This window comes from Pseudoxanthomonas helianthi, assembly GCF_017939625.1.
GTDB classification, from domain to species: domain Bacteria; phylum Pseudomonadota; class Gammaproteobacteria; order Xanthomonadales; family Xanthomonadaceae; genus Pseudoxanthomonas_A; species Pseudoxanthomonas_A helianthi.
In genome coordinates this window covers 369,666-382,910 of sequence record NZ_JAGKTC010000002.1, presented here as the reverse complement: position 1 = coordinate 382,910, position 13,245 = coordinate 369,666, and the positions used below count along the sequence as shown (strand labels likewise).

Here is a 13,245-nt window from a genome sequence, read left to right as displayed (position 1 = left end):
AAGAATTTCCCCAAGTCGATCCGCTGCATGTTCAGGAGACGTTATGAATAGGAAAAGTCATCTTATTCCATTCTTGCTGCTTACTGCGGGAGTGGCGAATATCGACTCATACGCGCAATCGCCGTCCTCCAACGCCGGCAAGCTTTTGGCTAATGAAGAATGCAACGGAGCGACGTATCAGTTCCTGCCCGGCGATTTCAACTATTGCGTGGCCCGCAAGATGTGGGGTAGGGGAAACTACAAAGGAGCCGAAGAATTGCTGCTGCTTGCCGCCGGCTGGGGAAGCAAACCCGCGCAGCACCTGCTGGGTATTGCCTATTTCAATGGCGACGGCCTTGCAAAAAACCGGCCCGCGGGACTTGCATGGCTGGGGTTGGCCGCTGAACGCGGGAACCCGACATATCTGGGCGTGCTGAAAGGCGCCTATGCAGTCGCTTCGACCGACGAGCGCCAGCAAGGCAATATTTTATATGCGGGCCTTTTGCAGCACTATCGAGACGACGTTGCCGCCAGGCGAGCCGAGCGCCGGTTCAATCGCGAGGTCCGCGCCCTGGCCGGCAACCCAGTATTTAACCCGGGGATATGCCTAGTCGGGATTACTGCCTTTGTCAGAGACAGCGACGGCAACGCGCAGTGTCCGCCCGCGGAACAGTCCGTCAAAGCGCTGAATCAACTGGCGGAGCCGTACTTCGAAGGCTGGAAAGATCGGGTCCAGGTCGGCCCAATGCAGCAAGTAGGAAAACCCTAGCGCCTGGCCCTGCGCATCAACTCGAAAAAATCGCCGTGCCGCGGCTGCCGTCGGTGGCGATCCAGCCGCGGTACATGCCCGAGGTATTGAACGGCAGGGCGATGTTGCCCTGCGCGTCGATGGCGATGGCGCCGCCGTCGCCACCGGACTCCGGCACGACCCGCAGGATCACCGCGTCGGCCGCTTCCTGCAGCGATGCACCACCGTAGGCGATGCGTGCGGCGATATCGTGCGCGACCGCGTTGCGGATGAAGAACTCGCCCCAGCCCGTGCCAGACACCGCGCAATGCGCGTCGGCCCAGGTGCCGCAGCCGATCAACGGCGAATCGCCGACCCGGCCCCATTTCTTGTTGGTCATGCCGCCGGTCGAAGTCGCCGCGGCGAGATGGCCGTGCATGTCCAGCGCGACCGCACCGACGGTGCCGAAATACTTGCCTTTCAGGTTCGCGGCATCGGCTTCCGCGCGCTCGCGGGCCTGCGTCTCCAGCAGTTGCGCATGGCGAGCGTCGGTATCGAACCAGTCGTTGGGCACGCGCTCGATGCCGGGCCGGGTATCGGCGAAGTTCTCGGCGCCCGCACCGATCAGCATCACGTGCGGCGAGTGCTCCATCACTTCGCGCGCCAGCTTGATCGGGTTGCGGATCGTGGCCACGCCGGCCACCGCGCCAGCGCGCCGGGTCCGGCCATCCATCAGCGAAGCGTCCAGTTCGTGCCGGCCTTCGGCATCGAACACCGCGCCCTTGCCGGCGTTGAAGCGCGGCGATTCCTCCAGCGCGACCACCGCCGCCTGCGCCGCGTCCAGTGCGCTGCCGCCATCGCGCAACACCCTGTAACCCGCCTCGAGCGCACGATCCAGGTCGGCGCGAATCGCGGCCTCCTCTTCGGCACTCAGCCGTTCGCGCTCGATCACGCCCGCGCCGCCGTGGATGGCGAGAGCAAAGGGGGAAGAAGTCATCTAGGAAAGAGCCGGTAATCGAAGCGCGAAGGATACCGCTTTTACCCTTCTCCCATCGGGAGAAGGTGGCGCGAAGCCCCGGATGAGGGCGGGAGCGACCCATGCTTACGGAATGCTCCCATCGCCGTCACTCTCCCGCCCGCATCCGCCCTTCGGGCACCTTCTCCCGGAGGGAGAAGGGAAAGCGCTACTGCTGCCTCAGTGCCTCGATCGGATCGAGTTGCGAAGCCTTGCGCGCCGGGTAATAGCCGAAAAACAGCCCGGTGGCGATGGAGAAGGCCGCGGCCAGCATCACCACCTTGCCGTTCAACGCCACCGGCAGGTCGCTGAAATGGCCGACCAGCAACGCGCCGACCACGCCGATGGCGATGCCGATGACCCCGCCGATCAGCGAGATCAGCATTGCTTCGGCGAGGAACTGCCGGCGCACGTCGCTGGGGCCCGCGCCCACCGCCAGGCGCAAGCCGATCTCGCGGATGCGCTCGGTCACCGACACCAGCATGATGTTCATGATGCCGATGCCGCCGATCACCAGGCAGATGGTCGCCACCGCGCCGAGCAGTTTCGACATCAGGTCGGTGGTCGCGGTGCGGGTCTTCACCACTTCGCTGATGTTGCGCACGTTGAAGTCGTCGTCCTTGCCCGGATCGATCTTGTGGCGCTGGCGCAGCAGCGCCTCGACTTCGCCCTGCACGTAGTTGAGGTCCTTGGCGTCGGCCACGGTCAGCGCGATCTGCATCACCGCGCCGGTCGGCAGGCCCATCGCGCCGAGCAGGCGGCGGCGCCCGGTTTCCAGCGGCACCATGATCACGTCGTCCTGGTCCTGGCCGAAACCGCCCTGGCCTTTCGGCGCCAGCGTGCCGACCACGGTGAACGGCACCCGGCCCAGGCGCACCGTCTGGCCGATGCCGGTATCGTCGCCGAACAGGGTGCGCCGCACCGTGTCGCCGAGCAGCACCACCTTGTCCGCGCTGGAATAGTCCTGCGCGTCGAAACCTTCGCCATTGGCGATGGTCCAGCCGTTGATGTCGAAGTAGTCCGGCTGCACGCCCTGCCAACTGGTCGAGGCATTGTTCTCTGCGTAGACGACCTGGGTGTTGCCGCGCACGGCGCCGGCGACGTACTGCACTTCCGGGATTTCGCTGCGGATCGCCTCGGCGTCGCCTTCGGTCAGGGTGAAGAAGCTGCTGCCGCTCATGCGCACGCCGCCGGCGCCGCGGCCGGCGCCGGGATTGACGTCGAGGCGCTGCGAGCCCAGCCCGGATACCAGCTTGTCGATCTCGCGCTGGGTGCCCTGGCCCACCGAGACCATCACGATCACCGCGGCGATGCCGATGATCACGCCCAGCGAAGTCAGCGCGCTGCGCATCCAGTTGCCGCGCAGGGCGAACACGGCGGTGCGCAGGATATCGGAGAAGTTCATGTGCCCCGCTCCTGTTCGTGCAGTTCGCCGTCGCGCATCACCAGGGTCCGGTCGGCGTGCGCGGCGACGTCGGCATCGTGGGTGATCAGGACGACCGTGTGGTCTTCGTCGCGCAGGCGCTTGAACAGGGCGAGGATTTCCTCGCCGGTCTTGCTGTCCAGCGCGCCGGTCGGTTCGTCGGCCAGCAACAACGGCGGACGGTTGATCAGCGCGCGGGCGATCGCCACACGCTGCTGCTGGCCGCCGGACAGTTCGCTGGGGCGATGGTTGGCGCGTTCGGCCAAGCCGACCGCGGCCAGGGCTTCCTGGGCCCGTTGCGCGCGTTCGTGCGGCGGCACCCGCGCGTAGCCCAGCGGCATGGCCACGTTCTCCAATGCGTTCATCCGCGGCAGCAGGTTGAAGCCCTGGAACACGAAGCCGATCTTGTCCAGCCGCAATTGCGCCAGTTCCTCGGCATCCAGCGTCGACACATCGACGCCGTCGCAGTGATAGCTGCCGGACGTGGGCGTGTCGAGGCAGCCGATCAGGTTCATCAGCGTCGACTTGCCGGAGCCGGACGGCCCCATGATCGCGACGAACTCGCCGCGGAAAACGCGCATGTCGACGCCCTTCAGGGCGACGACTTCGGCCTCGCTGCCGGGCGAGTAGACCTTGCCCAGCTTGCGGATATCGATGACCGGCGTCGCTGCTTCCGCATGCGCCGCTCCGGCGACCGCGCTCATTCGGCCGCCTTCTCGCCGGTGACGATCTTGTCGCCCTCGGCGACGCCCCCGCCGGAAATCTCGGTGCTGCTGCCGTCGCTGGCGCCCAGCCGCACCATCACCGGTTGCGGCTTGCCGTCGACCAGCTTGTACACGGTGCTGCGCTTGGCGTTGAGCAACGCGCCCAGTGCGGCGTCCCAGGTCGCCTTCTGCGCGTCGTCCAGGGTGTTGCGGAACGCGCCGAAGTCCTGCTGGAAGCGTTCGGTCATGCGCTGGCGCATCTGCGCCTGCATCGCGCTGGCGTTGGCCGGGCTCATCGTCACCATGCGCGGGCCGCCCGGGCCGGGACCGCCGAACATGCTGTTGCCGCCCTGCTGCGCCTGCGCGCGGCGCGCTTCCTGACGCTGCTTGACCGCGGCGACCGCGCCGTCGAACGCGGCCTGCTGCTGCGCATCGAGCTTCATCGTCGTCGCGGTGCGGGTCAGATCGTCGATGATGCCGCTGCCGCCACCGCCGCCCGACGGCCGCTCGGGTACCGCCTGGGCCAGCGCCGAGCCCTCGGCCGGCTTGAAGCGCAGCGCGGCGTTCGACAGCTTCAACACCTTGTTGCGTTCGCTGACCGCGATTTCGGCGTTGACGGTCAGGCCCGGCAGCAGCGTGCCGTCGCTGTTGTCGACGCTGACCACGACCGGATAGGTGACCACGTTGTTGGTGGTCGTCGCCGAGAGCCGCACCTGGTCGACCACGCCCTTGAACTGGCGATCGGCGAAGGCATCTACGGTGAACGTCACCTTCTGCCCGACCTTGACCTGACCGATGTCGGCTTCATCGACGGCCAGTTCGATCTTCATCTTCGCCAGGTCCTCGGCGATGGTGAACAGCTCCGGCGCCTGCAGGCTGGCCGCGACGGTCTGGCCCGGCTCGATGCTGCGGGTCAGGACCACGCCATCGACCGGCGAACGGATCACCGTGCGGCCCAGGTTGACCCGGGTGGTCTGGGTCGAAGCGGTCTGCTGCTGGATCGACGCCTGTGCCGAGTTGAGCTGGGCGCGGGCCTGGTCGCGGGCGGCGCGGGCCAGGTCCACATCGCTCTGCGCGACCAGCTTCTGCTGGCCGAGGCTGGCCTTGCGCTGGTAATCCAGTTCGGCGTTCTTCAGCGTGGCCTGGGCCTGGGCCAGCGACGCGCGCGCGGCGGCGATCTGCGCGTTGCCCTGGGCGATCTGCGCTTCGTAGGTGCTGGGGTCGATGCGCGCCAGCACGTCGCCCTTCTTCACGCGGCTGTTGAAATCGACCAGCACGTCGGTGACCTGGCCGGAAATCTGGCTGCCCACGGTCACCGTGGAGGTGGCGCTGAGCGTGCCGGTCGAGGAGATCGCCACGCGGATGTCGCCACGCTCGACGGTGGCGGTACGCCAGGCGCTGGCTTCGGCCTTGGCCTCGCGGCCCTTCCACCACCACCAGCCGCCGGCCAGCACGAGCAGCGCGAGGACGGCGACGACCGCGCGGGTCGCCAGTTTGTTGCGGGCACGCGGGGTGGAACGGGCGGTTTGGCTCATGGAGTGGACAGGAAGAAGGGATGGATCGCCGCCATTAACGCACGGCGGCCGATCCCGTTGACAGCGCCGGGAACAGCGGGGTTCCCGTGCCCACTTGGGGGTGACCTTGAATGCCTTTCCCGCTGGAAGAGCAAGAGCATTCGCGGCCAAGGCCGCTCCCACCACAGCGCTCCTAGGCGAAATGGATCGTCGCCGTGGTGCCTTTCCCCAATTCGCTTTCCAGTGAAACCTTCCAGCCGAAGCGCTCGCACAGGCGACTGACGATGGACAGGCCCAGGCCGGTGCCATGGGGACGCGATTCGTCGGCGCGGAAGAACGGTTCGAATGCGCGCTGCTGCGACTCCTCGCTCATGCCGATGCCGGTATCGCGCACGCGTACGCAGTCGGTTTCGACGATCACCTCGATGCGGCCGTGGTCGGTATAGCTGCAAGCGTTGCGCAGCAGGTTGCCGACCAGCACGTGCATCACCCGCGGCGGCGCGAGCAGGCGCGGGTGGGCCTGGATGTCGACTTCCAGTTCCACCGGCTTGCCCAGCAGCAACGGACGGGCGTTCTCGGTCTCGTATTCGACCAGGTCGGCCAGGTCGAACTCCTCGCTCTGCGGTTCCACTTCGGCTTCGCGGGCCAGGATCAGGAACGCGTCGATCACCGCTTCCATGTCGCGCCCCGCGCGCTGGATGCGATGCAGCGCGCGCGACACCCGCGGCGTGCTGTCCTCGTTCAGGGCCATGTCGCTGGCCATGCGGATCACGGTCAGCGGCGTGCGCAGCTCATGGCTGGCATCGCGGGTGAAATTGCGTTCGCGGGCGATGTGCGCGCTGACCCGCTCGCCGAGCCGGTGCAGCGCCGCGGCCAGCTGGCGGGTCTCGCCCTGCACCTCGAGGGGCAACCGGTCCGGCGCCAGCGCGTTGGTGTCGGGCCGGCGCGGATCCCAATGCGCGACCTGCCGCGCCAGCCAGCTGACCGGGGACACCAGTCGCTTGGACGCGCGATAGGTCAGCCACGACACCACGTAGATCGCGACCAGCGCGGTCACCACCGGCACCGTGCCGAACCAGAACGCCAGCCGTTCCGCCTGCGAGCGCAGGAACACCAGGTACAACCGGCCGGGCGCGCGCTCGTCGACCAGCACCAGCATGTCGTCGGCCTTCAACTCGTGGAAACCCGGCGCCAGCGTGCGCAGGTTCTCCGGCAGCAGCAGGTTGGAACGGCCGCGCAGCACCAGGTAGCCGCGCAGGCTGTAGGTGTTCGGCGGCGGCTGCGCCTCGGAGGCTTCGTACAGCGACCAGTAATGGTCGGCTTCCTCCTGCAGCGCGGTGTTGACCAGGCTCTGCTTCACCACCGCCGAGATCAGGTACACGCTCAGCACGATCGCCAGACTGATCATCACCGCCTGCAGGATGAAGGCGATGCGGATCTTGCGGGAAAGGCCTTGCGGCATGGCGACTCCGGCGCAGCGGGAACGCGATTATGCCGTCGCTGCGCGCGCGCCGGTCAGCCGATGTCGGCGATGCGGTAGCCGGCGCTCTGCACGGTGTGCAGCAACGGCTTGTCGAACGGTTTGTCGATGACCTTGCGCAGGTTGTACAGGTGGCTGCGCAGGGTGTCGGAATCTGGCAGGCCATTGCCCCAGATCTCGCGCTCGATCTCCTGCCGCGACACCACCCGCGGCGACTCGCGCATCAGGATGGTCAGCAGGCGCAGCCCGATCGGCGACAGCACCAGTTCGCCGCCGCCGCGGGTGGCGCGCATGCTGACCGGGTCCAGCGACAGGTCGGCCACGCGCAGCACCTCCGCACCCACCTGGCGGCGTTCGCGGCGGATCAGCGCGCGCAAGCGCGCTTCCAGTTCCTGGATCGCGAACGGCTTGGTCAGGTAGTCGTCGGCGCCGGCGCCCAGGCCGGTCAGCTTGTCGTCGAGGGTGTCGCGCGCGGTGAGCATCAGCACCGGCGTCGACTTGCGCGCCTCGTTGCGCAGGCGCCGGCAGACCTCCAGCCCGTCCAGCCGCGGCAGCATCAGGTCGAGCACCAGCACGTCGTAGCTGTTCTCGACCGCCAGGCGGTAGCCGTCCAGCCCGTCGGTGGCGTAATCGACCTCGAAACCGCGGCCTTCCAGATACTCGCCGACCATCTCGGAGATATTCCGGTTGTCCTCGACCACCAGCACCAGGCCGGCTGTTTCCTGCGAATGGCGCATTCCATTCCTCCACGACACTTCAGCTTTGTGAAGCTAACCAAGCCCGAGTTGACGCGGCGTGAAGGAAAACCCGACCATGCCCGGAATCCATTCAGTTTCCTCCCATGACCGCCCGCCTGCTGCCCCTCCTCCTGCTGCTGTGCTCGAACATCTTCATGACCTTCGCCTGGTACGGGCACCTGAAGTACAAGGCATCGCCGCTGTGGCTGGCGATTCTCGCCAGCTGGGGCATCGCCTTCTTCGAATACTCGCTGATGGTGCCGGCCAACCGGCTCGGCAGTTCGGCCTATTCGGTGGTGCAGCTGAAGACGATCCAGGAAATCCTGACCCTGGTCGTGTTCGCCGGCTTTTCGGCGTGGTTCCTCGGCCAGCCGCTGAAGTGGAACCACTACGCCGCGTTCGCCCTGATCGTCGGCGCGGCGTTCCTGATGTTCTACGAACCGGCTGCGGTCAGAACCTGATTTTGCCGGTCAGGATGTCCTTGAACATCACCCAGTCCCCGGCGAACGAATAGAACGGGTGCTTGAACGTGGCCGGTCGGTTCTTCTCGAAGAAGAAATGCCCGACCCAGGCGAAGCCGTAGCCGCAGAACAAAGCCGCGAGCAGCCACCAGGCATTGCCGCTCCACAGCGCCCGTCCCAGCAACGCCAGCACGCCGCAACTGCCGACGAAATGCAGCCGCCGCGACGTGCGGTTGGCGTGCTCGCTCAGGTAGAACGGATAGAACTCGCGGAAACTGGCGAAACCGGTCATGCCCTGCTCCTGTCGCGTCGGCGCGCATGCCCGACGCGGCGATTCTGCCCCCGGCCATACCGCGCTTCAACGCGATGGGCGGGCGTTGCCGGTGCGCGGACTTGTCCCGCACCGCGAGCGGACCGCGTTTCATCACGAATGGGCAGGCGGATGGCGCGGCCCCTTTGAGCGCAGGACATCCTCCTTCCGATGAAACTGGTCGAACGCGACGCCTTGCTTGAGCAACTCGAAGGCCTGCTGCACGGCGCCGGCAACGGCGCCGGGCATGTCGTCCTGCTCGGCGGCGAGGCCGGCATCGGCAAGACCAGCCTGCTGACCGCGCTGCGCGAACGTGCCGGTGCCGCGACCTGGTGGGGCGCCTGCGATGCGCTGGAAACCCCGCACCCGCTGGCCCCGCTGCACGACATCGCGCGCGGCGCCGATGCTGGTTTCGGCGCGCTGCTGTCGGGCGGGGCCGAGCGCATCGCCCTGTTCCAGTCCGTGCTCGGCGAACTGCAGGCGGCGACGCGTCCGCTGTTGCTCGTCGTCGAGGATGCGCACTGGGCCGACGAAGCCACGCTCGACCTGCTGAAGTTCGTCGGCCGCCGCATCGGCCAGACCCGCTGCCTGCTGGCGGTCAGCTATCGCGACGACGAAGTCGACGCCGCGCATCCGCTGCGTGGCGTGATGGGCGTCCTGCCGCATGCGTCGACCACGCGATTGGCCTTGTCGCGCCTGTCCGCGGCCGCGGTCGACGAGATGGCGCGCAACGCGCTGCGCACGTCCGACGGCATCCATGCGCTGACCCAGGGCAATCCCTTTTTCGTCAGCGAAGTGCTGCGCCACGGCGTCGAAGGCGTGCCCAGCGGCGTGCAGGACCTGGTGCTGGCGCGCTACGCGCGGCTGTCGCACGAAGCGCAGGCGGTGGTGCGGCTCGCTTCGCTGGTGCCGGCACGCATCGAGCGCTGGCTGGTGGACGCCTTGCTCGCGCCCAGGCTGGACACGCTGGAGGAATGCCTCAACTCCGGTCTTCTGGTCGCTGCCGCCGAGTCGCTTGCGTTCCGCCACGAACTCGCGCGCGTCGCGGTCGAATCCTCGCTTCCGCCGACGCTGGCCCAGGACCTGCACGCCCGCGTGCTGGCAGCGCTGGAAAGCGACCCGCGTGCCGATGCGTCGCTCGCGCGGCGCGCGCACCATGCCGCGCGCGCCGGCGACGCCGCCGCGGTGACGCGCCTGGCGCCGCAAGCGGCGCAACAGGCGCAACAGCGCGGTGCGCACAAGGAAGCCGCCGCGCATCTGCGCACGGCATTGGCCCATGCCGGCGGCCTGGCCGACGCGGAACGCGCGCACCTGCTGGATTCGCTTTCCTACGAAAACTACGTGACCGACCGGCTGGACGAGGCGATCGATGCGCGCCTGGCCGCCCAACGCCTCTGGCACCATGTCGGCAATGGCCTGCGCGAAGGCGATGCGCTGCGCTGGCTGTCGCGACTGTCCTGGTACAACGGGCGCAACGACGATGCCGAGGCCTATGGCGAGCGGGCCATCGCGGTGCTGGAGCCCTTGCCGCCGGGCAGCGAGCTGGCGATGGCCTACAGCAACCGAGGGCAACTGCACATGCTCGCCGGCCGTTCCGCCGAGGCGCAGGAATGGTCGCAGCGCGCGCTTGCGCTGGCGCGCAAGCTCGGCGACCGCGACATCGAAGTGCATGCGCTGAACAACCTCGGTTCGGCGATGCTCAATGCCGACGACCCGGCCGGGCGCGGGATCCTGGAGCGCAGCCTGGCCCTGGCCCTCGAAAACGGCTTCGACGAACACGCCGCGAGGGCCTATACCAACCTGTCGTACTACGCCGGCCTGGCGGCGCACGACAATAAGGTCTCGACCGACTACCTCGAACTCGGCATCGCCTATTGCGAACAGCACGACCTGGACGCCTGGACGCGCTACATGTCCGCGCATCGCGCGGAAACCCTGATGTGGCGCGGCGATTGGGACCGCGCCGCCGACCAGGCCGAAGCCATCGCCAATGCCCCTGGCGTCGCGCCGATCAGCCGCATTCCCGCCCTCGTCGTGCTTGGCAGGATCCGCGCGCGTCGCGGCGATCCCGCGGCCCGGCAGTCCCTGGAGGACGCACTGCGACTGGCCTTGCCCACCGGCAGCCTGATCCGCCTGGGACCGGTCGCCGCCGCGTTGGCCGAAGCGGCTTGGCTGGAAGGCGATATCGCCGCCATCGCCCAGGCCGTGCGCCTGGCCGGACCGCTGGCATCGCAAAGCACCTACATGCGCTGGATCAGCGGCGAAGTCGCCTATTGGCGATGGCGCGCAGGGGCCGCGTTCGAGGACGAACTGCCGTGGCCTGCGCCCTACGCCCTGCAGTTCGCCGGCCGCTGGCGCGAAGCCGCAGACGCCTGGCAAGCGCTCGAATGCCCTTACGAGGCCGCACGCGCACTGGCGGACGGCGACAGCGACGCGCAATGCGAAGCGCTGGCGACCTTCGAACGCCTGGGCGCACGTGCTGACGCCGAACGCCTGCGCCGACAGTTGCAGGCCGCCGGCGTGCGCGGCCTGCCGCGCGGCGTGCGCGCATCCACCCAGGCCAATCCGCACGGCCTGACATCGCGCGAGCTGGAGGTCCTGGTCCTGCTGTGCAACGGACTGCGCAACGCGCAGATCGCCGAACGCCTGCACCGTTCGGTGCGCACCGTGGACCATCACCTGGCCGCGGTCTTCGCCAAGCTCGGCGTCGGCACCCGCGCCGAAGCCATCGCCGCCGCGCATGCGGCCGGGCTGGCCGGCGAAAAATAGGCCCCCGGATTCTGTCGCGGATTTCCTTCTCCCCGCGTGCGGGGAGAAGGTGGCCGACAGGCCGGATGAGGGGGCGCCCCGGAGCCGATGCGCTTTGGGCGGCGACGGGAATTCGAGTGCGAAAGACCCGAATCTCCCCGCACTCGATATGACCTGGCTTGGGAAACGACAGCAGCTCCGGGCTGACCCTCACCCGCCTCCGGCACCCTCTCCCCGCATGCGGGGAGAGGGGATCGCTATCCCATTCCACGCTGGAATCCGGATGCCCAAAAATAGGCGACGCCACCGGGCAATCTGGGCAAACCCGCCGAGGTGCTGGCGCGGCGCGATTCCTAAGCTTTCCCTCGCAGCAATCCTGCTGCGTCGATCAAGCAAAGGAACTCCCATGAAACCCCTCCTCCTCCTCGTCGCCCTGCTCGCCTGGAGCGGCAGCGCCATCGCGGCTGTGGTCACCACCGCGCCGCAGCAGCATCGCTACGTCATCGAACGCACCTTCCCCAAGGGCGCGCTGGACCACCTGGACGCCAAGACCAAGGCCGCGGTCAACGAGACCAATGCCCGCTACGGCGTGCGCTGGGTCAAGTCCTACGCCAACGCCGACCGGACCAAGACCGTGTGCATCTACGAAGGTCCCAGCGAGGCGGCGATCCGCGAAGCGGCCAAGGCGAACCACATGACGGTGGATTCCATCGCCGAAATGCCGGTGACGCTCGAAGCCGAGTGACCCTCCGGCCGCGCGGGCGACTCCGCGCGGCCATCCCGACGATTCCTTCCTACGGAGAACCAAGCCATGCCCCGCTTCATCATCGAACGCGAATTCCCGACCGGCCTGCAGATTCCCTGCGACCGCAACGGCGCAAGCTCATGCCTGGGCGTCGTCGACGCCAACGCCACCGAGGGCGTCACCTGGGTCCATTCCTACGTCAGCGACGACAAGAAGAAGACCTTCTGCGTCTACGACGGTCCGTCGCCCGAGGCGATCCGCCGCGCGGCCGGACTGACCAGCCTGCCGGTGAACCAGATCACCGAAGTGCGCGTGCTGGATCCGTACTTCTACTTCTGAGCGTCGGCTTCCTCGCCCTTGGCGCGGACCCAGTAAGCCTCCTGCGCATCCAGCGGGAGTCCGGCCAGGCGCACGCCGTCGGCGTGCGCCAGCCGTTCCATCGCCCGGAAACGCCGTTCGAACTTGTGGTTGGCATGGCGCAACGCCGCGCCGACATCGACCCTCGCATGCCGCGCCAGGTTGGCGGCAACGAACAGCAGATCGCCGATCTCGTCCTGCAGCCGCGCATGGTTCGCCGCCACGTCGCCCTTGGCGAATTCGGCCCGCACTTCGTCGATTTCCTCGTGCAATTTGGCGATCACCGGCTCCGGCCCCGGCCAGTCGAAACCGGTCTTGGCCGCACGCGACTGCAGCTTGGTCGCGCGCTGCCACTCCGGCAATCCCCGCGCGATGCCGGCCAGCGCCGAATCGTCGACATCGCCCGCCGCTGCGCGCTCGGCCTGCTTGATCGCATGCCAACTGCGCTCCACCGCCGCCGCATCGTCGCGCGAAGCATCGCCGAACACATGCGGATGCCGGCGCAGCATCTTGTCGCAGATCGACGCCACCACATCGTCGAAACCGAACGCCCCCTGCTCCCGCGCCATCTGCGCATGGAACACCACCTGCAACAGCAGGTCTCCGAGTTCGTCCTGCAGATCGTCCAGGTCCCCGCGGTCGATCGCATCGGCGACTTCGTACGCCTCCTCGATCGTGTACGGCGCGATGGTGGAGAAGTCCTGCTCCAAATCCCACGGACATCCACCCTGCGGATCACGCAGGCGGGACATGATGGCGAGGAGATCGTCAATGGAAGCTTTGGGGTTGGTCATCGGATTCGAAACTGGCTGTTGGGGGGTTTGGTCCAGCTTTTGATCGTCGGTCCCTTGAGGCACGGCCATCGAGGCGGATAAACCCCGCAGGGGCGGCGCACAGGGATGTGCGCCGTTTTCGGAGCAGCAGGATGCTGCTTCCGAAAATTCCCGCCTCGATGGCGAACCCTTCGCGAAGCGAAGGGCGTGCCGCGGGTGTGTTTCTTTGGTTACTTTCTTTGCACAAGCAAAGAAAGTGACTCGCGCGTCAG

13 protein-coding genes are annotated in these 13,245 nt (G+C 67.5%); 5 read left to right on the top strand and 8 right to left on the bottom strand.

Annotated elements, in window-relative coordinates:
- Nucleotides 1–43: 43 nt before the first annotated feature.
- A complete protein-coding gene (locus J5837_RS09405) occupies nt 44–748 on the top strand; it encodes a sel1 repeat family protein (RefSeq protein ID WP_210536500.1) in 705 nt (234 codons plus the stop codon).
- Nucleotides 749–764: 16 nt separating this feature from the next.
- Here J5837_RS09405 and J5837_RS09400 read toward each other — a convergent pair whose 3' ends face one another.
- From J5837_RS09400 to J5837_RS09375, 6 genes are all read right to left on the bottom strand, one after another.
- Entirely contained in the window at nt 765–1,703 is a 939-nt protein-coding gene (locus tag J5837_RS09400) for an isoaspartyl peptidase/L-asparaginase family protein (RefSeq protein WP_210536499.1), read from the bottom strand.
- Nucleotides 1,704–1,890: 187 nt separating this feature from the next.
- Entirely contained in the window at nt 1,891–3,126 is a 1,236-nt protein-coding gene (locus J5837_RS09395; RefSeq protein WP_210536498.1) for an ABC transporter permease, read from the bottom strand.
- A complete protein-coding gene (locus J5837_RS09390) occupies nt 3,123–3,848 on the bottom strand; it encodes an ABC transporter ATP-binding protein (RefSeq protein ID WP_210536497.1) in 726 nt (241 codons plus the stop codon). Before J5837_RS09390 ends, J5837_RS09395 begins: the two co-directional genes overlap by 4 nt.
- Complete coding sequence (locus J5837_RS09385) at nt 3,845–5,383, bottom strand: efflux RND transporter periplasmic adaptor subunit (RefSeq protein WP_210536496.1); 1,539 nt, start codon at nt 5,381–5,383, stop codon at nt 3,845–3,847. The genes J5837_RS09390 and J5837_RS09385 overlap by 4 nt, the downstream gene beginning before the upstream one ends.
- A 172-nt stretch (nt 5,384–5,555) precedes the next feature.
- Nucleotides 5,556–6,824, bottom strand: coding sequence for a sensor histidine kinase (locus J5837_RS09380; protein WP_210536495.1), 1,269 nt, complete (start codon nt 6,822–6,824; stop codon nt 5,556–5,558).
- Nucleotides 6,825–6,877: 53 nt separating this feature from the next.
- A complete protein-coding gene (locus J5837_RS09375) occupies nt 6,878–7,579 on the bottom strand; it encodes a response regulator transcription factor (protein WP_210536494.1) in 702 nt (233 codons plus the stop codon).
- 104 nt (nt 7,580–7,683) lie between these two features.
- Between J5837_RS09375 and J5837_RS09370 the strand changes: the two genes are divergently transcribed.
- Complete coding sequence (locus J5837_RS09370) at nt 7,684–8,040, top strand: DMT family protein (RefSeq protein ID WP_210536493.1); 357 nt, start codon at nt 7,684–7,686, stop codon at nt 8,038–8,040.
- Here J5837_RS09370 and J5837_RS09365 read toward each other — a convergent pair.
- The gene (locus tag J5837_RS09365; protein WP_210536492.1) at nt 8,030–8,332 is read right to left on the bottom strand and encodes an Mpo1-like protein; all 303 of its coding nucleotides are present in this window, start codon (nt 8,330–8,332) and stop codon (nt 8,030–8,032) included. The two genes, J5837_RS09370 and J5837_RS09365, sit on opposite strands and share 11 nt — an antisense overlap.
- Nucleotides 8,333–8,521: 189 nt before the next feature.
- Between J5837_RS09365 and J5837_RS09360 the strand changes: the two genes are divergently transcribed.
- The 3 genes from J5837_RS09360 (at nt 8,522) to J5837_RS09350 (ending at nt 12,182) form a co-directional block, all read left to right on the top strand.
- Nucleotides 8,522–11,119, top strand: coding sequence for an ATP-binding protein (locus tag J5837_RS09360; RefSeq protein WP_210536491.1), 2,598 nt, complete (start codon nt 8,522–8,524; stop codon nt 11,117–11,119).
- Between the two features lie 385 nt (nt 11,120–11,504).
- A complete protein-coding gene (locus J5837_RS09355; protein WP_210536490.1) occupies nt 11,505–11,843 on the top strand; it encodes a DUF4242 domain-containing protein in 339 nt (112 codons plus the stop codon).
- Nucleotides 11,844–11,909: 66 nt separating this feature from the next.
- Nucleotides 11,910–12,182 carry a DUF4242 domain-containing protein gene (locus tag J5837_RS09350; RefSeq protein WP_210536489.1) on the top strand — a complete coding sequence of 91 codons (273 nt, stop codon included), beginning with the start codon at nt 11,910–11,912 and terminating at the stop codon, nt 12,180–12,182.
- Here the strand turns inward: J5837_RS09350 and mazG are convergent.
- Nucleotides 12,173–12,994, bottom strand: coding sequence for a nucleoside triphosphate pyrophosphohydrolase (gene mazG / locus J5837_RS09345; RefSeq protein WP_210536488.1), 822 nt, complete (start codon nt 12,992–12,994; stop codon nt 12,173–12,175). The two genes, J5837_RS09350 and mazG, sit on opposite strands and share 10 nt — an antisense overlap.
- Between the last annotated feature and the right edge of the window lie 251 nt (nt 12,995–13,245).